The 23,142-nt window shown below is 39.3% G+C and carries 14 protein-coding genes; 5 read left to right on the top strand and 9 right to left on the bottom strand.

Annotated elements, in window-relative coordinates:
- Positions 1 to 188: 188 nt before the first annotated feature.
- Complete coding sequence (locus ABD682_RS01975) at positions 189 to 1,049, bottom strand: OmpA family protein (protein ID WP_344738446.1); 861 nt, start codon at positions 1,047 to 1,049, stop codon at positions 189 to 191.
- A gap of 138 nt (positions 1,050 to 1,187) precedes the next feature.
- Entirely contained in the window at positions 1,188 to 3,467 is a 2,280-nt protein-coding gene (locus tag ABD682_RS01970) for an inorganic phosphate transporter (RefSeq protein ID WP_344738444.1), read from the bottom strand.
- A gap of 275 nt (positions 3,468 to 3,742) precedes the next feature.
- On the opposite strand from ABD682_RS01970, the gene ABD682_RS01965 reads away from it, so the two are divergent.
- Positions 3,743 to 4,060: a toxin-antitoxin system YwqK family antitoxin gene (locus ABD682_RS01965; protein ID WP_344738442.1), complete on the top strand. Its 318-nt coding sequence runs from the start codon at positions 3,743 to 3,745 to the stop codon at positions 4,058 to 4,060.
- 71 nt (positions 4,061 to 4,131) lie between these two features.
- On the opposite strand, the gene ABD682_RS01960 is transcribed toward ABD682_RS01965, so the two are convergent.
- The 3 genes from ABD682_RS01960 to ABD682_RS01950 all read right to left on the bottom strand — a co-directional run bounded on the left by ABD682_RS01960 (position 4,132) and on the right by ABD682_RS01950 (position 8,840).
- The gene (locus ABD682_RS01960; RefSeq protein WP_344738440.1) at positions 4,132 to 5,298 is read right to left on the bottom strand and encodes a multidrug transporter; all 1,167 of its coding nucleotides are present in this window, start codon (positions 5,296 to 5,298) and stop codon (positions 4,132 to 4,134) included.
- A 49-nt stretch (positions 5,299 to 5,347) separates the two neighbouring features.
- Positions 5,348 to 8,197, bottom strand: coding sequence for a TonB-dependent receptor (locus ABD682_RS01955; protein WP_344738438.1), 2,850 nt, complete (start codon positions 8,195 to 8,197; stop codon positions 5,348 to 5,350).
- Positions 8,198 to 8,459: 262 nt separating this feature from the next.
- Positions 8,460 to 8,840: a carboxypeptidase-like regulatory domain-containing protein gene (locus ABD682_RS01950; RefSeq protein ID WP_344738436.1), complete on the bottom strand. Its 381-nt coding sequence runs from the start codon at positions 8,838 to 8,840 to the stop codon at positions 8,460 to 8,462.
- 169 nt (positions 8,841 to 9,009) lie between these two features.
- Here ABD682_RS01950 and ABD682_RS01945 point away from each other — a divergent pair, with 169 nt between their 5' ends.
- On the top strand, positions 9,010 to 10,350 hold the full coding sequence (locus ABD682_RS01945; protein ID WP_344738434.1) for a deoxyguanosinetriphosphate triphosphohydrolase: 1,341 nt from the start codon (positions 9,010 to 9,012) through the stop codon (positions 10,348 to 10,350).
- 269 nt (positions 10,351 to 10,619) lie between these two features.
- Here the strand turns inward: ABD682_RS01945 and dxs are convergent, their stop codons facing one another.
- Positions 10,620 to 12,383: a 1-deoxy-D-xylulose-5-phosphate synthase gene (gene dxs, locus ABD682_RS01940; RefSeq protein ID WP_344738432.1), complete on the bottom strand. Its 1,764-nt coding sequence runs from the start codon at positions 12,381 to 12,383 to the stop codon at positions 10,620 to 10,622.
- Positions 12,384 to 12,568: 185 nt separating this feature from the next.
- Between dxs and ABD682_RS01935 the strand changes: the two genes are divergently transcribed.
- Both ABD682_RS01935 and ABD682_RS01930 read left to right on the top strand, forming a co-directional pair.
- Complete coding sequence (locus tag ABD682_RS01935; RefSeq protein ID WP_344738430.1) at positions 12,569 to 15,253, top strand: T9SS-dependent M36 family metallopeptidase; 2,685 nt, start codon at positions 12,569 to 12,571, stop codon at positions 15,251 to 15,253.
- Positions 15,254 to 15,312: 59 nt separating this feature from the next.
- Positions 15,313 to 15,762 (top strand): nucleoside deaminase, encoded by a 450-nt coding sequence (locus ABD682_RS01930; RefSeq protein WP_344738428.1) that lies wholly within the window; start codon positions 15,313 to 15,315, stop codon positions 15,760 to 15,762.
- A 423-nt stretch (positions 15,763 to 16,185) separates the two neighbouring features.
- Here the strand turns inward: ABD682_RS01930 and ABD682_RS01925 are convergent, their stop codons facing one another.
- The 3 genes from ABD682_RS01925 to aspS are packed head-to-tail and all read right to left on the bottom strand — an operon-like array spanning position 16,186 to position 20,010.
- The gene (locus ABD682_RS01925) at positions 16,186 to 16,428 is read right to left on the bottom strand and encodes a hypothetical protein (protein ID WP_344738426.1); all 243 of its coding nucleotides are present in this window, start codon (positions 16,426 to 16,428) and stop codon (positions 16,186 to 16,188) included.
- On the bottom strand, positions 16,428 to 18,212 hold the full coding sequence (locus tag ABD682_RS01920; RefSeq protein WP_344738424.1) for a chloride channel protein: 1,785 nt from the start codon (positions 18,210 to 18,212) through the stop codon (positions 16,428 to 16,430). The genes ABD682_RS01925 and ABD682_RS01920 overlap by 1 nt, the downstream gene beginning before the upstream one ends.
- A 43-nt stretch (positions 18,213 to 18,255) precedes the next feature.
- Positions 18,256 to 20,010 (bottom strand): aspartate--tRNA ligase, encoded by a 1,755-nt coding sequence (aspS, locus tag ABD682_RS01915; RefSeq protein WP_344738422.1) that lies wholly within the window; start codon positions 20,008 to 20,010, stop codon positions 18,256 to 18,258.
- Between the two features lie 244 nt (positions 20,011 to 20,254).
- On the opposite strand from aspS, the gene ABD682_RS01910 reads away from it, so the two are divergent.
- Positions 20,255 to 23,122 (top strand): TonB-dependent receptor, encoded by a 2,868-nt coding sequence (locus ABD682_RS01910; RefSeq protein WP_344738420.1) that lies wholly within the window; start codon positions 20,255 to 20,257, stop codon positions 23,120 to 23,122.
- The last annotated feature ends 20 nt before the right edge of the window (positions 23,123 to 23,142 follow it).

The following is a 23,142-nucleotide window of genomic DNA, read 5'->3' as shown; positions in this document are numbered from 1 at the left end:
TATTAAGCGCTCTTTATTACCAACCATTAATTAAGAACGTTTAAATTAAGTGTTACTGAAAAACACCTCCTAAACGGGAGGTTTTTTTTTGTATTTACGCCATGGGGTTTCTCATTTAAGTCAATAAAAAAGCACCTCCGAGGAGGTGCTTCCATTTGAAACGCTACATTAATGTATAGCCACTAATGTTAGTTATTACTGTTATTCAGGGCGATTTCTCCATCCTGTGCCATCAAAGCAAAGAACTTATTGATGTTAGGGAGTAAAATGATTCGTGTGAATCGGTTTTTCGCCATGTTTTCCTTGGTGTCATTTTTAGCTACCGGTTGGTATAAACTTCTACCTGATGCGATCAATTTTGCAGGATCAACATCGTATTTATCTTGAAGTCTGCGTACCACAGAAGTTGCTCTCAATACACTTAAATCCCAGTTATCAGCAACACGCTCTGTGTTTATAGTTCTTGAATCGGTATGACCTTCAACCATAACGTCTAAACTAGGTTCAGAGTTTATAACATCAGCCAATTTTTTCAATACAGTGTCTGCTTTAGAACTTAAGTGGTAGCTTGCAGTATTGAATAACATGTTATCAGCAATAGAGATCATGACTACCGTTTCATTAATATCAACGGCAAAATCTTCATCACCGGTCATGTTACTTTCGTTAATTGTTTTTTGAAGGTTGTAAGCCACGGCCAGATTCATAGAATCTTTTAAGGTTTTCGCCTGACTTAATTTTGCAGGATCAACATGCGTTAAAGTTTCACGCATTCTTTCTTTAGTATCGTTAGAGATCACTGCAACATCGCCAACGGGCTCTAATTTGCTATCGTTTTCTTGTTTTAAAGATTCGATCTTAGAGTTGTATTCATCAACCCGAGCTTGAATTTTTGCAAATTTGGCTTCAAGGTCTTCTTTGGCCACTTGAGTTTTTTGTAATTCGCTTCTTATTTCACCATTTTCCTGTTGTAAGGCGACATATTTCTTTTTGGAAACACATGAAAATGTGAAAATACTTGCTAATAATAAAATAGTTAATTTCTTCATAATAATAATATCCTTTAGGTTCTATTATTATATACGAGCAGGTATTGATTATAGATGTTGAACGGTCATTTTTTTTGGATTAAATGTAAAAAAGCACCGGAATCCGGTGCTTTTAAATGCGTTATCTATTGATATTAATTATTCTTCTTCCTCAGGATTCGTAATCTTGGCAGGTTCAACCGAAGCATCATGAGCATTGTGATATTCTTCCAAAAGCGTCATGGTGGCTTTTAGCAGGTCTTTTGTTTCAATTAGGATTCCAAAGTAAAGCGTGGTGTTTTTCGGGCTTGATTCTTCAGTTCTGGTACGCTCTACTTGTTTTTCAATTTTTTCATTAACCAGGTTGAAAAACTTGGCTTTCTTGTTCAAAATGGCACCAATGTCTTCCAGGGTTCCGGAATTGAAGATCTGTTTGATATCATCAAACAAGGTGCTGAAAACGTCATCAACTTCTTTCAATTCCTTGATCTGACTAAACTTTAATTTCTTATGGTTATTATGAACATGCTTATAACTGGTATTTGAAATATATTCCAAAGACTGCGTCATGTCCTGTAAGTGTCTTAAAATATTCAAATAAAAATTACTGGCGGAAACACTGGTATCCTCCAGATTTTTGATGAAATAATAAATATTGTCCTTGAGGTCTTCAATCTCATCAGACAATTTGTTGATGTTCTTTTTGTTCTTTTTTAGAACCTTCAAATTGTGAGTTGCCAAACCATTAATGGCCCCGGAATAAATTTTATTACCACGTTTAATTACATTGGCAATGTTATGAGCGCTTTCTACAATAACACCTTGTATAGAGCTACTTTCGGCTTTTTTAAGGCTATCCTCGGCTTTCAGTTCCTGAGCTTGTTTTCTGAAATTCTTGTAACTTTTTGCAATTACAATAACAGCAAATGCCAATAGAGCAACAATGGCAATGGTGCCACCGTAGTAAATAATATAAGCTATAATAGCGCAGGTAACGAAGGCACTTATAGCCGTTAAAAACCACCCCGCGATCACATTGATTACCCCGGCTACGCGGTATACAGCACTTTCACTTCCCCAGGCGCGATCGGCAAGCGATGAACCCATGGCAACCATGAAGGTTACGTAGGTAGTGGATAATGGTAATTTGTTTGAGGTTGCAATAGAAATTAAACTACTGGCTACCATTAAATTTACTGAGGCTCTTACCAAATCGAAGGCCGGTTTTTCATCTGGCTTTACCGTAAGGTCTTTAGGTGGTTTAGTAAATTGTTTGTCGATAAACCGTTTTGACGCTTTTGGCAGGATCATATTAAGACCATCTGACGTCGCAATACTGAATCGCACGATACTTCTTGATAAAAAGTTTGGCTGAAAGCGTTCTTTCATTTCGTCCTGACGAGACAAATCCACCGAGGTTTTTACCACAGCTTTGGCTTTACTTGAGAACCACAGCGTAAGCACCATCACCAGACCTGCAATAAGTAACAAGTACGGCTGCGTGGGCACGGCCGCGGATAAGGCTTCCATAGAAAAATTATGTGCTACTTCACCACTTACAGACCAGGCTTCATAAGAATTTAATGCCGCAATAGGAACACCAATAAAGTTTACCAAATCATTTCCGGCGAAAGCCACAGCCAAAGCAAAAGTTCCAACAACGATGATGATCTTATAAATATTCAACTTAAAGGCACTCATTAGGATCAAAGAAATTAAAGTGAAAAACACAAATCCTGAACCTAGAAGTATTATCGGTTCAATAGAGGTTATATTTTGAATAGAGCCGTGTAAATAGGTGGCATCCTTAATACCTTTTATCAGAATAAAATATAAAATGGAGGTAGAGGCAACACCACTGAACATAGCGCCAAAAATAGAGGGCTTTTGCTCAAATTTGAATGACAATAACAGTCGCGAAACAAACTGAACGACGGCACCTACGGTAAAGGCGACGACGACGGATAGAAGGATACCAAAAATGATTTCAATAGCCTTATCGTTATTAATGTAATTTGATATATTAAGAATAGATTCGTTACTCGAAAATATTTTTATGGTAGCAACGCAAACGGAAGCACCCAGTAATTCAAAAACAATAGAAACAGTTGTTGATGTTGGTAAGCCAAGAGAATTAAAAAAGTCTAGCAATAAAATATCAGTGATCATAACGGCCATGAAAATGATCATGATCTCATCGAACATAAATTCTCCGGGATTAAAGATCCCTTTTCGCGCCACTTCCATCATCCCACTGGAACTGAATGCACCAACGGTAACGCCTAAACTGGCTACGATCATGATAGTTCTGAAGGAAACGGCTTTAGAGCCTATGGCAGAATTTAAAAAGTTTACAGCATCGTTGCTTACTCCAACAATCAAATCGGCAATAGCTAAAAATGCTAAAGCGATTAGCATGTAGATATAAATGTTTTCCATGAAGTACTTCTAAAAATATATTCGCAAATTTCTTATTTTAAATTGAACTCAATGTTAATTGAATGTTATGTTCTTTGAATTTCAAATTTAAAAATTTAGTCTGAAGAATGATGTTTACTACTCATGTTACTAAAAATATTAAAAATTTAATATTGTAAAAAACTGAAAAACAGTTGATTACAATTTTAATGTTAACTTAATGTTATGTGAATGTTGTGTGAGTGTAAAATATGATATATATTTGTAAAGTAAATATTAATAAAACCCCCATCAAAATGAAAAATCTAATCGTAATTATCTGTGTATTTTTTACAACTTTAGCCTTTGCACAAAAGGATAACCGCGTATTGACTCTGAACAAAGAAACAAATGCAATTGATGTGGTGTATTATTACGATAATGGTAACGTAAGTCAGACCGGGCATTATACGGCCGATGGCAAGTTAGATGGCAAATGGATGACCTTTGATGAAGCTGGTAACAAAACCGTTGTGGCCTACTATAAGGATGGTAAAAAAGTAGGTAAATGGACCTACTATATTGATGGTAAAACTAAAGAGGTAGATTACACGAATAATATAGCCTCGCTGTAATAACACAACATAACAAACAAAAAAAGCATCACGCCCGGCGTGATGCTTTTTTTGTTATATGTGATTGGTAATTACATTCTTGTCCAACCAGCTCCCCAGGTAGCAACGTCAGTCATAGTTGCAGTACCGTCGTTTGTTACGAAATCTGTAACAGTAAAGGTTTCTGGAGTTTGATTATCTAATTTAGTGATGATATCATCAAAAGTTACATCCGTAGCGTGTAATGAACCATCAACAACCCAGGCACCTGTTGGGTTATCACCGGCATCACCATGAATTCCAAATCCTTTATCGAAGCCTTTTAAGTAAATATTCTTTAAAGTTCCTTTAGTTCCAACTCTTAAACGAACAGCTTCTCCGCCGGTTGAAGAACCGTTTCCAATAATTGTAATGTTTGTTAATGTTGGATTAGCCCAGAACTTCGGATCGATGTTGTTACCGTAATCAGAGTTGTAACCATCAGCTTCAATTCCTTTATCGTGGTTAGGACCTTGTAATACATAAGCATCAGTAATAGATCCTGAGAACCCTTCAGTCCAGTCGATAGAATCATCTTCATTTAAAACAGCCAGGTAGTGAGAAACGTTTACAGTACCTCCAAAGAACTCAGCACCATCATCTTTACCGGCGTAAGATTCAATATAGTCAACAACAGTACCGTTACCTACACCGTAGAAAGAGAAACCGTTATTCTCAGAAGACCCATCAGCGGCACCACCTGAGTACTCAAGTCGCATATACTTAATAATACCGGAGTTATCGGTAGCGTCAGTTCCACCGTAAGGTAAACTTCCGATCTCAGAAGTAGAGGTTGCACCGGCAGCTACAGAGTTCACAGGGGCTTTTCCTAATAGGATCAAACCACCCCAGTCACCAGGTGCAGGAGAAGAAGCATTGGATGTTAATACGATTGGTTCAGAAGCAGTTCCCTGAGCATCGATCTTAGCACCTTGAGAAATAGCGATATAAACACTAGCACCGGAAGCTAAAGCTTTAATGGTCATTCCAGCTGGAATCGTTAAAGTTGTTCCTGAGTTCATGATCAAAGGGCCATTTAGTACATAGGTATTGTTCGGGTCAAGTGTTAGGTCTTGCGTGTAATTTCCTGAAAGGAAAATAGTACCGTCAGTAGAACCTGAGCCGTTGTAATTATTTATAATGATATCAGAAGTACCATCTGTAGTACAAGAGAAAAGCACAGTAATTAATGCGATTCCTAAGATTAAAGTTTTTTTCATCATTTTTTGTTTAATTAATTTTCAGATTTGATTATTTATTTGTGTGTAGTTAAAAATTATACTTTAATTGTAAACTAAGATCCATACCGCGCTTATAGCCGGAGATACCCTTACCATTGGCAGAGTTCACTATTATGTCTCCAAGAGTAGCTTCACGAACGTATTTGATGGTTGGGTTTAATAAGTTCTTGACACTAAAGTTTAGTTCCAGACCATCACCTATCTTATTTTTCCAAATAAAATCCAGTGTTGAAACACTTTTCTCAACAATATTTCCTAATTGTCCTGAGCCCAGGGCATCGATACGATCAGAGAAATAAGAGAATACCAATGCTGCGGATGGCTGATATTTTGAATCGGCAAATTCAGGAGCATAGTTCACGTCTGCGTTCAATAATAATGGAGAAGCACCTTGTAACTCATCACTACTTCTGTTAAAAGACAGGTTATAGGTTCCATTGATGTTTGAGTACAGATTTTGTTTGGTTTTCATATAACTTCCGTTGAAGCCTAATGACAATTTTGGATCATCATTTTCATTGGTCAACAAGTTTTTACGCACTTCCAATTCAACACCATAAAGTGTTGCTTTATCTCCGGTTCTAAAATAACGTTGCGTTCCTGTAGCATCAGCGCCAACCACCAGGTTGATCGGATCCTCAATCTTTTTAGCGAAAGCTCCAACAGAGAATATTTCACTTTTGGTCATGAACCATTCATATTTCAAGTCGAAGTTCAAAATCTTAGAATAAGATTTATCGCTTACATTTTCGTAACCGGGTCCTGTAACTCCAAGAAGATCAGGGTTACCTCCAATTCTTGTTGTAACACCTTCGTAAACAAATGGTGCCACTTCTTTGAATTCAGGAAGTGATATGGTTTGACTTGCCGTAAAACGCAAGTTTTGATCGTCATTAATACTATACTTGATATTCAAACTTGGCAATAAGAAATTAGTATTCGAATTGATGGTGGCTTTTCCATTGTTACCAAGGTTGATAACATCGTAGCTGATATTCTGTTGCACAGCTTCAAAACGCGCGCCTGGAACAAACAACCATTTTTCTCCGGCCTTGATCTCAGCATTCACATAACCGGCATAGATATCAAGTTTACCAGTATAGGAGTTCTCAGGTAAACCTGGTAAATTAGTTGTGGATAATCCAGGTAAGGGATTGATAACCTTAATTTCATAAGCTCCGGAAGGATCATTGGGTTCCAATCTTAAATTGTCCAGATTGAAAATAGCGTTGAAATTATTTGCATCCGTAACAGGGTAATTTGCATCAAATACTTTATAACCGTAGCGGATATTTTCAAATTCTCTTTGCTTACTCTTACCATTATAACCAAAGTTGAATTTTAGGTTATCTGAAACGGTATAAGCTAAATTCAAACGACTACTAAATTCATCATCTTTAATATTTTGAAAATAACGTTGGTTATCAAAAGGAATGTTTCTGTAGAAAACCGGGTTCGTATTCGGATCGTTATCTAAAGCGAACTGGTAATTTTCTAAACTGATACGCTTTCTATCAGGTTGATCTGAATATACTAGATTATACCCTAGGCCCCAATCTACATCTAATTTTCCGTAATCATGTGAGCCTTCCAATTGATTCACAAACATACGGGTTTGATCGAACTGCACATTCATTTGGTAGAATCCTTTTTCAGTATCAATTTGAGCATCACGGTTTCTACCGGTGCCATCAAAACCAAAATACCCAACAACATCAGATGAGTTGTTTATAAATAAGGAGGTGTATTTTAACTTGTTTTCATCATCGATCTTATAAATGGCACTTGCCATTGCAGTTGAGGTTGTACCGTATTCATATTCCTCAGCAGCATCAAAAGCTTTTTTCTCAACTAAGGTATAATCTACAGAAACGCCATTTCTATATTCGTAATTGTTTTCGAAAGACCCTGTTAAGAACAAGCTTAATTTTGAACCATCTTTAAAGTTGAAAGATTTTCCAAGAGAGCCACCATAATTAATATTGATAGGGGTGCCGGCATCTACCGGATCAATACCATGCGATAAAATTACGGCAAACGGGTTGTGTGCGTAACGTCCGTAATAACCCCAGTAACCGGTACCTTCACTTCTTACGAAATTTTTCCCGATAGCGTTGGTGTTAAATCCGGAGCCTGCAAAAAGGTCTAACATGAATTTTCCGGTGTAATCCTTAGACGTAATATCTACATTACCAGCGGAGAAGTCACCATAAAATTTAGATGAATAGGCTTTAGAGACAGAAATATTCTCGATGATGTCTGTTGAAAATAAATTTAGATCGATGTTCTTTTTGTTTACATCATTGGATGGTAAAGACAAACCGTTTAAAGTAGTATTTAAATAACGGTCGCCCATACCACGTACATAAACATTCGATGAACCTTCCTGCTTAGAGATACCGGAAATTTTAGTTACCGCAGCTGCAGCATCGCCGATACCTTTTCGAGATAATTCCTGGGCACCAATACTTTGTTTGATCTCCACAGCTTTCTTCTGATCCAAGAGTAAAGCAGTTTCACTTTCTTTTCGCGTTGTTGTGGTGATCACAACTTCATCTAAAGAAGCAGCACTGGCACTCATGGTTACATTAACTTCAGTCACTTTTCCTGCCGTAACGGTTACCGGAATTTCCTGAGTGGTATAACCCACAAAACTGAATATTAAAGTATAAGCACCTGGAGTCAGGTTTTCGAAACTGTACAAACCATCAAAATCTGATGTGGTTCCTTTTGTTGTTCCTTTAATAAGAACGTTGGCAAAGGCCAGGGGTTCGTTATTATATTCTTTATCAATAAGCTTTCCTACGATAGAACCTGTGCTCTGTGCGAAAGAAAATGATGTGATTAAGACTATTAATAAGAGGATTATTTTTTTCATTAGTTTTTGTTAATTTCTTGGTGCAAAGAAACCACCATTATGTAAATACAGTGTTATCTCAAGATTAAAGAACAATGATAAAAGTGTTAGGGTAATGTTATGAGAAGCCTGGGATATTTTTTTATCCGTTACATTTACTTAACATCATTTTTTTGGAGTTTTAAAATAGATTGTGAAAGTGAAAAAAACACGGAAATAAAAACGCCGCTTTCATTGAAAGCGGCGTTTTAGTTTTTACCCTATATTTATTTTGCAATGTTTTTTATTTATCGGAAACTGATGCAGAATTTTGCTCGGCACTGGCCAATGAAACCAAATCATCTAAAGAGATGGTACTTGCAGCCATTTCTAAAGTAACTTTATTGGTGGTTTCAGGTTTTACCTCCACTGTGATCTCTTTAGGATCGTAACCAACAAAACGCGATACTAAGGTGTATGTACCGGGTTTAAGGTTTTCAAATTTGAAATGACCCTGGGCGTCAGATACAGTTTTAGATTCAGAACCTTTAATAGTCACTTTAGCCATATTAAGAGGCCCATTATTCGATTCCTGATCCAATAAATGACCTTCAATAGTGCCGGTGCTTTGTGCAAACCCTGTTGCAGCAACCATTAAAAAAACAAGTGTGTAAATAAATTTCATAGTTCTAACTGACTAACTCTAAATAACTGGTACAAATAACACACTTAAGTTTAACCCAAGTGTTATCAAAAAGTTAACCTTTAATGAATAATATGTTACCTTAATGTTACCAAATACGGCCTTCTTTTTTAGGTGAATTTAGTTATCTTGCCAACATTAATTTTCAAGCATGAACTGGGAGCAACTTTTATCTTTAAAACGCTACGGCGATACGAATAAACGCTTACGAAAAGAACAGGATGATACCCGTCTGGGTTTTGAGGTCGATTATGACCGGGTTATTTTCTCTGCTGCCTTCCGAAGTTTACAGGATAAAACCCAGGTCATTCCGTTGTCGCAAACCGATTTTGTCCACACACGCCTAACACACAGTTTAGAAGTTAGTGTGGTGGGACGCTCTCTGGGCCGACTGGTAGGAAAAAAACTCATTGAAAAACATCCGCACTTGCAAAAAGTTCATGGCTATCAGGCCAACGATTTTGGAGCCATTGTAGCTGCGGCAGCTCTGGCACATGATATTGGTAATCCGCCTTTTGGTCACTCCGGTGAAAAAGCTATTGGCGAATTTTTTAAAACCGGTGAAGGCAAACAATTCAAAGATGAACTTACCGCTAAGGAATATCAGGACCTTTGTGATTTTGAAGGCAATGCCAACGGCTTTAAACTGCTAACCGAAAGCAGACCCGGACGTCCCGGTGGACTCCGGTTAAGTTACGCAACGCTCGGTGCCTTCATGAAATATCCAAAAGAGTCACTACCCAAACGGCCAACGAATCATATAGCCGATAAAAAATATGGATTTTTTCAAGGTGAAAAAGAGGCGTTTACTGATGTTGCTGAAGAATTAGGGTTACTCAAACAAAAAGGCGACGATCTCCGTTATGCCAGGCATCCCTTAGCTTTTTTAGTAGAAGCGGCAGATGATATTTGCTATACCATTATCGATTTTGAAGACGGTATAAATCTCGGGTTGATCCAGGAAGAATTCGCTTTGGAGTTCTTGTCCAAGATTATTCGAAGTAATATCAAACCTGAAAATTATTATGCCTTATCAACCAAAGAAGATCGCATAGGTTACCTGCGTGCCCTGGCCATTGGGAACCTTATCAATGAGGCAGCAGCTATTTTTATGAAGAATGAAGAGGCCATTTTACATGGCAATTTCCATACAGCGCTGCTCGATAAAAGTCAGTATGAAGCCCAGATCAACGACATCATCAAGATCAGTGTTCAAAATATTTATCAGTCTTCAGAGGTTGTCGATAAAGAGATTGCCGGTTACCGCGTTATCAACACGCTACTTGAAACCTATACGCAAGCCGTGAATAATAGTTTCAACAACACCGCTGCACATTACGATAAACTCATTCTCAAAGATTGGTCGCCAAACTTAAAACTTGAAAACTCTACGCTTTACCAACGTTTGTCCAGCGTGTGTTTCCATATTGCCTCACTCTCCGATAGCCAGGCGATCAAAGCATACAAAAAAATTCAGGGTTTCGAATTGTAGGTTTGTTATTTTATTATTTCGTCATTGCGAGTAAACCCAATTGTCATTCCCGCAAAGGCGGGAATCCAGAATGGAACGTCATTGCGAGCACAGCGAAGCAATCTTTTTAAAAGAACCTTGCTGTCATTCAGAGCGCAATGCTTTGAAGCGAAGAATCTCTGCTCTTATTTGAGGGATTACCGCGTCGCTTACGCTCCTCGTAATGACAAAATAGATCATCATTGAGAGCATAGCGAAGCAATCTGAAAAAAGAATGACAAAAGAAAATTTTAATCCTGTAGTACCTGAGATACCACCGCTCGAATACTCTCAGCATCCAACCCAACAAAATCCTGAAGTTCTCCAACTTCGCCGTGGTTCACAAAGGTGTCGGGAATACCAAGAACCTTAATCGTATTATGGTAATCGTGGGTGGCGGCAAATTCCAGAATAGCAGCTCCAAAACCACCTTTCACACTATTGTCTTCAACTGTTATAACTGTTGTGTAGTTTTTAAAGATGTCATGTAATAAATCTTCATCCAGAGGTTTTATAAAACGCATATCATAATGCGCTGCCGGCAGATCTTCCAGAGCTTCAGAAACATTTTCTGCCATAGTACCAACAGAAAGTACTACCACAGATTTACCCAACCTTAAAAGCTGCCCTTTACCAATCTCGATCGACTCAAAAGGTTGTTTCCAATCGGAGATAAGACCTTTTCCTCTTGGGTATCGTATCGCTATCGGACCTTCCAAACCTTGTTGCGCTGTGTACATGATGTTGCGAAGTTCTATCTCGTTACGCGGTGCAAAAATGGTCATATTCGGAATGCAGCGTAAATACGACAAATCGAAAACCCCATGATGCGTTGCACCATCTTTGCCCACCAGACCGGCACGGTCCAGGCAAAAGATAACCGGGAGCTTTTGAAGCGCAACATCATGAATGATCTGATCGTAAGCCCGTTGTAAAAACGTGGAATAAATAGCACAAAAAGGGATTAATCCTTGCGTAGCCATTCCGGCGGATAAAGTTACCGCATGCTGCTCGGCAATACCCACATCAAAAGCACGATCAGGGAAAGCTTTCATTAAATATTTCATGGAAGTTCCGGTAGGCATTGCTGCAGTGATACCAACAATATTTTCATTTGTTTTAGCAAGTTCTACTAGAGTTAAACCAAAAACATCCTGATATTTTAAGGGGCCATCGGATGAAGTTTTTTGAACCAATTCACCGGTTTTTGCATCAAATTTTCCGGGAGCATGGTAGGTTACCTGATCGGCTTCAGCCTGCTTTAAACCTTTACCTTTTGTAGTGATCACGTGTAAAAGTTTTGGGCCTTTTTTAGTTTTTAACCGTTTTAAAACCTTGAGCAATTTTGGCAGATCATGGCCATCTATAGGACCATAATAATCAAAATTCAGAGCTTCCATAATATTATTTTCCTTCTGGATCCCTTTTTTTACGTTTGTTAAATAGTGCTTCAGTGCCCCAACACTGGGATCGATCCCAATGGCATTATCGTTCAAAATAACCAGAAGATTAGCATCGGTAACTCCGGCATGATTTAAGCCTTCAAAGGCCATGCCTGCTGCGATACTGGCATCGCCAATAACAGCGATATGTTGCTTTTGATGATCACCTTTTAGGTTACTGGCCAGTGCCATACCTAATGCTGCCGAGATAGAAGTGGAGGCATGCCCGACACCGAAGGTATCGTAAATACTTTCACTTCGTTTCGGAAAACCGCTAATACCGCCCCACTCCCGATTAGTATGAAATTGCTCACGGCGTCCTGTTAGTATTTTGTGGCCGTATGCCTGATGGCCCACATCCCAAAGTAAGAGGTCTTCCGGAGTATTAAATACATAATGAAGGGCAATGGTGAGTTCTACAACACCTAAACTCGCACCTAAATGCCCCTCCTTTGTGGCAACCACGCTAATAATGTAGTCCCGAAGTTCTTTAGCTAATTCGGGCAAATCCTCAGGAGCCAGTTTTCTTAGATCTTCAGGAAAATTAATCGTATGTAATAAGTGATTTTGCACCACACAAAAGTACAGTTTTTAAAGGTGTTTTTTTAAAATATTTTTTAATGGATCATACGCTCAAAGTTTACATATATTTTTAATTTTTAATTTGATAATCAGTGAGGAAAAGAAACAAATATTGTTAAAGTGTGTGATAATTATTAAAGGATATTAGTATATTTAAACACTAAAAAAAAATTGAAATGAGAAAATTTTACAAGGCTTTCCCTTTGGTTGCTCTTTGTCTTTTTATGACTTTTTCGGCTTTAGCACAAACAAAACTTTCAGAGTCAAAATTCGGTCCGGCGGTATCATCTTTTTTAAAAACCAATGCCAGAACCGGAAAATTATCTGCAACGGATATCCGGGACATTTATATTAACAAGACCACCTTTTCAGAGAAATCAGGGGTTTCTAATATTTATATAAACCAGTTTTATAAGGGAATCAAATTGATCAATGTCTCTTCCAGCGTGGCTATAAAAAATAATAAAGTGTTTTATATGGCGGGTGACATGGAGCCTAATTTAGCCCAACGTATTAATACAGTAAATCCTAGCCTCTCTCCTGAAAATGCTATTGAAAAAGTAGCTGCCCGATTCAAATTAGGACCCGTAGGGACCTTAGAGCTAATAGATACCGAAACCCATAAAAACATATATTCCAAAGGTGATATTTCTCAAGAAAATATTCCTGTTGAACAGGTCTATTTTAAAACTAAAGATGGCGAAATTAGATTAGCCTGGGATTTGAACATCTTCACCAAAGATGGTAAACATTGGTGGAGTGTGCGTGTGGACGCTACCAACGGAACTATCTTAGATATTAATGATTGGACCGTTGAATGTAGTTTTGGAGATAATAACCATGCGAATCATCAGCATCATTTGAAGCCTGAAGTTTTTGGGAGGCCCGAACTTTTCAAAACCAGTAGTTCTACTTTGGTCGATGGCTCACAATATAATGTCTATGCCCTTCCTACTGAAAGTCCAAACCACGGATCCCGGACTTTGGTGTCCAATCCTGCTGATCCTACGGCCTCTCCATTTGGCTGGCATGATGATAATGGAATGGCCGGACCAGAGTACACCACAACTAAAGGTAACAATGTTTTAGCTTATGATGACTCCATAGGAAAAAATTCAACATTGTATTCTGCAGACGGTGGCGCCACATTAGATTTTAATTTTCCAATCGATTTTACGCAACAACCTGGGGTGTCTCGTGATGCTTCGCTTACTAATTTATTTTATATCAGTAATATGGTTCACGACATCACCTATCAGTATGGTTTTGATGAAGCCTCCGGAAATTTTCAAAAGTTGAATTATTCGGGTGATAGTACTGGTGAAGGAGACCCTGTAATAGCCGATGGTTTGGATGGTAGTGGTTACGATAACGCAAACTTTTCTACTCCAAATGATGGTAGTAGCCCCCGTATGCAAATGTATCTTTGGAATCCTAAGGATGGCATTGCACTTACTATTAATAGTGGTAGATTGGCTGGTGATTATGTTGGAATTCCTGCAGGTTTTGGTGGGGATTTATCCACGCCCGTAACAGCAGATCTTGCCTTGGCTATTGATGATAATTCGGGAGGTACATCAACAGACATTTATGACGCTTGCGATGTTATTACTAATGGAGCGGATTTGGTTGGAAAAATCGCTGTAATGAATCGTGGGACCTGTGAATTTGGTTCCAAATTGCTAGCGGTACAAAATGAAGGTGCCGTAGGAGCTATTGTTATCACCGATACCAGACCTATAGGTGTTATGGGTGGCGGTGCTGATGGTGACCTGGTAACCATTCCGGGAATTATGATAAGTAGAACTGACGGGGATAATATTATTGCCAGGTTAGAAATTAATTCAACCATCAACGCCACTTTAAAACAACCATTATTTATTGATGGGGATTATGATAACGGTGTCATTATTCATGAGTATGCCCACGGAATTTCGAACCGTTTAACCGGAGGTGCTGCCAATTCTAACTGTTTGAATTCTTGTAGTGAATTTGATCCGGATACGGGCGATTGCATCACCTACACCGAACAAATGGGTGAAGGATGGTCTGATTGGCTGGCCTTGATGCTTACTATGAAATCTACAGATAATGGTGCCACCGGACGTGGTATTGCAACCTATGATGCAGATCAGGCCATTGATGGTCCGGGTATAAGACCTTACAGATATAGCACGGATACGAGTATAAATCCCATGACCTATGATTACACGAACAGAACATCAAGTATAAGCGCACCGCATGGTGTGGGTTCTGTTTGGGCTACCATGCTTTGGGATCTTACCTGGAAATATATCGAGAAATACGGTTTCGATCCTGATTTTTATTCCGGAACCGGTGGAAATAATAAGATCTTGCAAATTGTTATGGATGCTATGAAATTACAAGACTGTAACCCGGGTTTTGTACAGGCCAGAAATGCCGTTCTCGCGGCTGACCAAGCACTGGGAGGTCAGGACCAATGTATGATCTGGGAAACCTTTGCAGCTCGTGGTTTGGGATATAGTGCTGATCAGGGAACTTTCGATTCACGCACAGATCAAACCCAAGCATTTGATATGCCACCAGCGGATGATCCAAGTTTAGTAAATTGTACCACCTTAAGTGCAGAGGAATTTGGAGCTTCAGACTATAATATCTATCCAAATCCTGCGAAGCATTTGCTAAATATCAAGCCTAAAATGGCACTTGGTAATGTTACCATGACCTTAGTTGATATTAATGGTAGAACGATGTTGCAGCAGAAAACTGATTTAAATAAGACGGTTACCCTGGATGTGAGTAGCTTGCAATCCGGATTATATATTTTAAATATCCATGGGGATTACATTAATACCAATGAAAAAATATTAATTGACTAAATAGTTTAATGCTATTTGAAAAAGAGCCTTAACGGCTCTTTTTTTTTATTTTTGTTTTTATGATACAACCTTTTGATGATAATTACTTTATGAAAAAGGCCTTGCAGGAAGCCGAGTTGGCTTTCGAGAAAGGTGAAATTCCGGTTGGGGCCGTAATCGTTATTGGTGATAAAGTGATTGCCCGAGGCCATAATTTAACGGAAACCTTGAATGATGTTACTGCTCATGCTGAAATGCAGGCGATAACTTCGGCGGCCAATTTTTTAGGAGGGAAATATTTATTGAATTGCACGCTTTATGTGACGCTTGAACCTTGTCAAATGTGTGCCGGAGCGCTTTACTGGAGTCAGATATCTAAAATTGTTTATGGTGCTCGCGATGAAGAACGGGGTTGTATAAATCTTAAAACCAAACTGCATCCGAAGACCAAAATGAAAGGGGGCGTTATGGCAGAAGGGGCTTCACAATTGTTAAAGCGGTTCTTTATTGAAAGGCGTAACTTGAATTAAGTGTCATTACGAGGAGTATCACGACGTGGTAATCTCAGGAACAGATTGCTTCGTTTCACTCGCAATGACGGTTCTTTTCATCATTACGAGGAGTTTAGTGACGTGGTTAGCTCATCATGCAGATTCCCGCCTTCGCGGGAATGACAAGAAGGATTTTACAATAAACAGATGGCTTCGATATGCTTGCAATGACGTTTCTTATTGTCATTACGAGGAGCGGAGCGACGTGGTAATCTTTTAAAATAGATTCCTGCCTTCGCGGGAATGACGAAATATTGTCTAGTTTCTGACTTTGGCAAAAATGCCCGCGTTAGGCCTGCCTGCCGGCAGGCAGGGATAGTAGCGGAAAGCCCACAGCGAGGTACGAGCGAGGACTTGCAGCGTATAGCCCGACCACGCCATCGGCGGGGGAACGCCCAAAACTTATTTATGCTTTTTTTCGGATTTTTGATTTTCGCGCATACGATCGAGACTTTCTTTGGTGATCATGTAGTCTTTGATATCTTTATCTTTCCAGCGATACCAGGAAAACAATGGGAAAACCACAACGAATAATCCTACCACACCAAGACCGATAAGCAATTCATTATGGCCGCCCGGCATGGCAAAACCTGCAATGATGCTACCCATGGAGGCGATAAAAAATATCCAGATAATGTATTTCATTAGTTCGTGAGATTTATAAGTTTGCGACGGTAGGCGGTAAGGAGTTTGGATTTGGAGATAAAACCTACGTAAGCGCCGTTTTTAAGCACCGGTAAATTCCATGCGCCACTATCCTGAAATTTTTTCATGATTACCGTCATACGGTCTTTTTCCATATCGATAATCTCCGGTGGATCTTGCATAACCTCGGTAGCCGTAACCTCGTCATAAAGGGTTTGATCGAACATGATCGGCCTGATGTCGTCCAGTAAAATAACACCTACCAATGATTTATCCTTTTCATTAATAACCGGGAAAATATTTCGTTTGGATTTTACCACGGCTTTATGGACAATGTCGCCAAGGGTCATTTTTGCAGTTACCGGAATAAAATTGGTTTCTACCACGGTATTGATATCCATAAGTGTAAGTACGGCGTGATCTTTATCGTGTGTAATGAGCTCGCCTTTTTTACCCAATTCCATGGAATAAACAGAGTGGCGGTAGAAGTACTTCGTAATCCCAAAGGAGATGGTCGCGGTTAGCATGAGCGGAATAAACAAGTCGTAACCACCAGTAAGTTCTGCAATCAGGAATATTGCCGTTAAAGGAGCTTGAAGCACGCCGGCCATTAAACCTGCCATACCTACCAGTGTAAAATTACTTTCGGATACGGAAATTCCGATACCACTGTGGTTTATTATTTTGGCAATGCAATTCCCCATGATACTACCCATAAATAAGGTAGGCGCGAATATACCACCAACGCCATTGGCGCCAAAGGTGATGGCACTCGCGATGATCTTAAAAAATACCAAACCTGCTAACAAAGCAATAACTACCCAGATGTTTGACACATCCAGGTTGAGGATATTATTTTCCAGGGCTTGTTCCGGTCGGCCGGCGATGAGGTTGTTAATTACTTCGTAACCCTCACCGTAAAGGGGTGGAATGAAAAAGATAAGGACTCCAATTAAAATACCACCAACAATGAATTGTTTAATGGGGGAGTCAATTTTATTGAATTGATTTTGAATACGGCTGTAGGCTTCCGTAAAATACATGGAGGTTAACGAAGCGATAATTCCCAGAGCAGCATAAAATGGCATATCGGCCAGCGTAAATTTATCCACTATTTTAAATGGCAATAACACATCATTTCCGAAGAAGAAATAGGAAGTGAAAATACCTGATAAGGACGCCAGTAAAAGCGGTAACATGGAAGCCAGTGTAAGATCTAAACTAAAAACCTCAATGGCAAAAATAATGGCGGCAATAGGTGCTTTGAAAATTGAAGACAAGGCACCGGCAGCAGCACAGCCAATAAGTAAGTTTCGCGTTCTTTGGTTCATATGGAACATGCGCGATAAATTGGAACTAATGGCAGCTCCTGTGGCTACGGTTGGTCCCTCGAGTCCAACAGACCCACCAAAACCTACCGTAAGGGGCGCCGTTAAAATAGACCCATACATTTGAAAACGGCGCATGATACCCTTGCGTTTGGCGATGGCATAAAGCGTGGAAGGTATCCCGTGACTTACTTTATGTCTGGTTACATATTTCATTACTAAATACACAATGGCAAAACCAATGATGGGAAACAAAAAGTAAAAGGCATGATGATACTCTTGTACTAAATTACCCTCGAGTATATGTTGTATAAAGTGGGTTAAGTTTTTTAAAACTACGGCACCAAAGCCAGATAAAAAACCAACCATGATACTTAAAATATATACAAACTGCTTTTGAGAGATATGTTTGGCTCTCCAGATAAGAATGCGTTTATATAATGTTTTTGCTGGCATAATTAAAACTATAAAAAAATCCTGCGTGAGCAGGATATTAGTGTTAAGATTTTAAATTTAGTTTCAAGTTAAGGTCTTCAAGTTGCACATCGTCGATAGGCGCTGGCGCATCGATCATCACATCGCGACCATTATTATTTTTTGGAAATGCAATGAAATCTCTAATGGTTTCTTGTCCGCCTAAAATGGCAACCAAACGATCCAGACCAAAGGCTAAACCGCCATGAGGTGGAGCACCATATTGAAAGGCATCCATTAAAAAACCGAATTGTGCTTTGGCTTCTTCAGGAGTAAAACCTAAATAATCGAACATCAAGGATTGTGTGGCCTTGTCATGAATTCTAATAGATCCGCCACCAATTTCATTTCCATTAAGAACGAGGTCGTAGGCATTCGCTTTTACAGCTCCGGGATCGGTTTTTAATAATTCGATCTGCTCTGCTTTTGGTGCCGTGAACGGGTGATGCATGGCGTGGTAGCGCTCCGTCTCTTCGTCCCATTCCAATAAAGGGAAATCAATAACCCAAAGCGGTGCAAATTCATTGGGCTTGCGTAACCCCAGACGCTCTGCTAATTCCATACGTAACGCGCTGAGTTGCGGACGCACTTTTTCGGCTTCGCCGGAAAGTACACAGATCAGGTCGCCCGGTTTTGCATTAATAGCTTCTGCCCATTTGGCAAGATCGTTCTGGTCGTAGAATTTATCTACCGAAGATTTATAAGTTCCGTCTTCATTTACACGGCAATAAACCATGCCCATGGCGCCAATTTGTGGACGTTTTACCCAGTCGATCAAATTGTCGATCTCTTTTCTGGTGAAACTATTTCCGCCGGGAACGGCGATACCAACAACTAATTCTGCTGAATTGAATACATTAAAGTCTTTATGTTGGGCTACTGCATTTAATTCCCCGAAGGTCATCCCAAAACGGATATCCGGTTTGTCGTTGCCATACAAACGCATGGCTTCGTCGTAAGTCATTCTCGGAAATTTATCAACGGTAACACCATTAATTTCTTTAAGTAAATAACGTGTTAAACCTTCAAATGTGTTTAAAATATCTTCCTGATCGATAAATGCCATTTCACAGTCGATCTGTGTAAACTCGGGCTGACGATCGGCACGTAGATCTTCATCTCTAAAGCATTTAACAATTTGAAAATACTTATCCATACCACCAACCATAAGGAGTTGTTTAAAGGTTTGTGGCGATTGCGGTAAGGCGTAAAATTGTCCCGGATTCATGCGCGAGGGCACAACAAAATCACGGGCGCCTTCCGGTGTCGATTTGATCAAATACGGTGTTTCGATCTCTATAAAATCTTCATTTGAAAGATAGGTTCTAACCGCTTGGGTTACCTTATGCCTGAAAATCAAATTTTTCTTAACCGGATTTCGGCGAATATCGAGGTAGCGGTATTTCATGCGCAATTCTTCACCACCATCGGTTTTATCTTCAATAGTAAACGGAGGAAGCAATGCTGCATTAAGAATATTCAATTCTGAAACCAGGATTTCAATATCTCCTGTTGGAAGATTGGGGTTTTTAGAAGCGCGTTCAATAACAGTTCCGGTAACCTGAATCACAAATTCACGGCCAAGATCTTGCGCTTGTTCCATGATATTTTTTGGTGTACGCTCTTCATCAAAAACCAATTGCGTAATACCATAGCGATCGCGAAGATCGACCCAAACGATAAACCCTTTGTCTCTGATTTTCTGAACCCAGCCGGCTAATGTAACCGTTTTATTGACGTGTGCTGCATGCAATGCACCACAGTTATGACTTCTATACATTGTTGTAAAATTTTATCACCCTACAAATTAAAAATACTGGTGTAGAATAAAAGTGCAAATTTAGTAAGATATCTTTTCAAAAAACTAACAAATCCAGGGATATTTTAATGATTTATATTATGAAATATTTTCATTAAAAATGTTAAAACACAGAATATTATGCAAAAAATTAATAAAACAGGAAGACTACTTAGAATAAAATCCGTAAATTCTTCAATTATTAATTAATTAAACCATACTGATTATGAAAAAATTATTACACTCTAAGTTGTTTTTCTATCTGCTTTTCTTTGTTCCCATCGCTGTGATGGCACAAGGTACAGTTACTGGTACTGTAACAGAGGCAGATGGGCAAACACCATTACCCGGTGCTAATATTGTTGTTAAAGGTACAACGAATGGTACCATTTCCGACTTTGACGGAAACTTTAGTATTGAGGTTAAATCTTTTCCGGCTACTTTGGTAGTGTCGACGGTTGGATATGAAACAAAAGAAGTTTCAGTAAGTTCAGCAACGAATATAATTATTACCATGGCGGAAGGGGTTGCCCTGCAAGAGGTGGTTCTTATTGGGTCTAGAAACCCAAGTAGGACAGCCATTGATACTCCGGTTCCTGTGGATATTATTGATGTTACAGAACTTACTTCCGCAGGACCCCAGGTGAATTTAAACCAGATGCTTAATTATGTAGCACCTTCATTCACTTCGAACACTCAAACCATTTCTGATGGTACGGACCACATTGATCCGGCGTCATTGCGCGGTCTCGGGCCAGATCAGGTTTTGGTTCTGATCAACGGGAAAAGACGTCACAATTCTTCATTAGTAAACGTAAACGGAACTTTTGGTCGAGGTAGTGTGGGAACCGATTTAAATGCTATTCCTACGGCAGCTATTCAGCGTATCGAAGTATTGCGTGATGGTGCTGCGGCGCAATATGGTTCTGATGCCATTGCAGGTGTGATCAATATTGTTCTTAAAGAAACTACGAACGAGTTGAGTGTAAATGTGACTTCCGGAGCGCATTTCACTAAAAATGCCAATGATCAAACCGGAGGTGTGGATGGTGAAACCGTAAATGTGTCCACCAATTTTGGATTGAAACTGGGTGAAAAAGGCGGTTACATCAATTTCACAGGAGATTTCGATTTTAGAAACTATTACAGTAGAATGAAAGAATGGGAAGGAACTGTTTTCAATTTGTATAACACGGTAGAACGCTTTGCTAACAATGATGGTTATGACCTATCTCTTTTATTAGACGACAATGTTGATGATGTTATTAATTATGCAAATCAGGCCGGTATCAATTTGAATGGCGCAACCACCAAACCGGAATTACAAGATATATTAGGTGCTGATAACACTATGCAAGAATTATCGGCACGAGGTTTAACCCGAAGTGATTTTAATATGCGTGTGGGTCAGTCTGAAATTCGTGGCGGTCGGTTTTTTGCAAACATGGCCATACCACTTGATGATGCAGGAACCGAATTGTATTCATTTGCGGGAATAAGTTCGAGAAACGGTAATTCTGCCGGATTCTATAGATTACCTAATCAAAGTAGAACTTATACACCGGCTTACATCAATGGATTCTTACCTGAGATCAACTCTACGATCACTGATAAATCAGTATCTGTTGGCATTAAAGGGATGGTGAACGATTGGAATGTAGACTTCAGCAATACCTATGGTAAGAACGAGTTTTTATATACTATCGGAAACACCTTTAACGCGTCACTTCAAAAAGCATCGCCAACCGTATTTGATGCCGGAGGTTTTAACTTTATGCAAAACACAGTGAATTTAGACATCAGTCAATTTTTTGATGATATTTTTGATGGTTTGAACGTGGCCTTTGGTGCTGAGTACCGACTTGAAAATTATCAAATTGTTGCCGGTGAGGAAGCCTCTTGGGGTCAATATACTCAGGAAGGGGAACTCATTGTATTGCCATCCCAAAATCCTGCGGTAGACTTTTTTGGAAGCGCGAGACCAGGTGGTTCACAGGTATTTCCAGGCTTTAGCCCGAAAAATGAATTATCCAGAGGACGTAACAGTATTGCAGGATATATTGACCTGGAAGCCGATCTTACCGATGCATTTCTGGTAAGCTTCGCGACTCGTTTTGAAAATTATTCAGATTTTGGTTCAACAACCAATTTCAAATTAGCCACACGGATCAAAGCTGCTGAAAACTTTAATATTCGAGCTGCTTTGAATACTGGATTCAGAGCGCCGTCTTTGCACCAGTTGTATTTCAATTCCACCTCTACTATATTCCAGGATGGTATTCCTGTTGAGGTTGGAACTTTTGCTAACGACAGTAGAGCCGCTAAATTATTGGGTATTCCTGAATTGAAACAGGAGACTTCAAAAAGTGTGAGTTTGGGTTTTACAGCTAAAATGCCGGATGCCAATCTTGAATTTACGGTTGATGGTTATTTTGTAGCTATCGATGATCGCGTTGTTTACACAGGTCAGTTTAGAGGTCCCGGTACGGGTTCTGAATTGGATAATTTATTATCTCAGGCTAATGCCTCGGCAGCCTCTTTCTTTGCTAACGCTATCAACACTGAATCAAAAGGTTTGGATGTTGTGATTACTCATAAAACACCGATAGGCACGAATGGCAGATTGAAAAGTGATCTTTCAGCAACCTTATCTAAAACCCAACAGGTAGGCCCTATCAAAGCCTCTCAGGTTTTGGTAAATGCAGGTCTTGTTGACACATACTTCCCTGAAGATAGTAGAATATATCTGGAAGCCGCGGTGCCTCGTACCAAGATCAATTTAACTAATAGTTATTCTTCCGGTAAATGGGTCGTATTCTTGAGAAATGTTTTCTTTGGAGAAGTTTCAGAAGCGACATCAACGGTAGCTAATCAACAAGTTTACGGTTCTAAAGTGGTAACAGATTTATCTTTTGGATATAAAGCCTCGGAAAGTTTAACTTTTACGGTTGGAGCCAATAACCTTTTTGATATTTATCCGGACCGTACTATTGAAGCGAACCGCAGTGGTGGTCGTTTTGACTGGTCTAGACGTTCACAACAATTCGGTATTGGAGGCCGATTCTTATTTGCCAGAATGTCCTTTAAACTATAGGGTATTTTTTTATTAACATA

The organism is Gaetbulibacter aestuarii (assembly GCF_039537665.1).
GTDB classification, from domain to species: domain Bacteria; phylum Bacteroidota; class Bacteroidia; order Flavobacteriales; family Flavobacteriaceae; genus Gaetbulibacter_A; species Gaetbulibacter_A aestuarii.
This window is presented reverse-complemented; position numbering and strand designations above follow the sequence as displayed.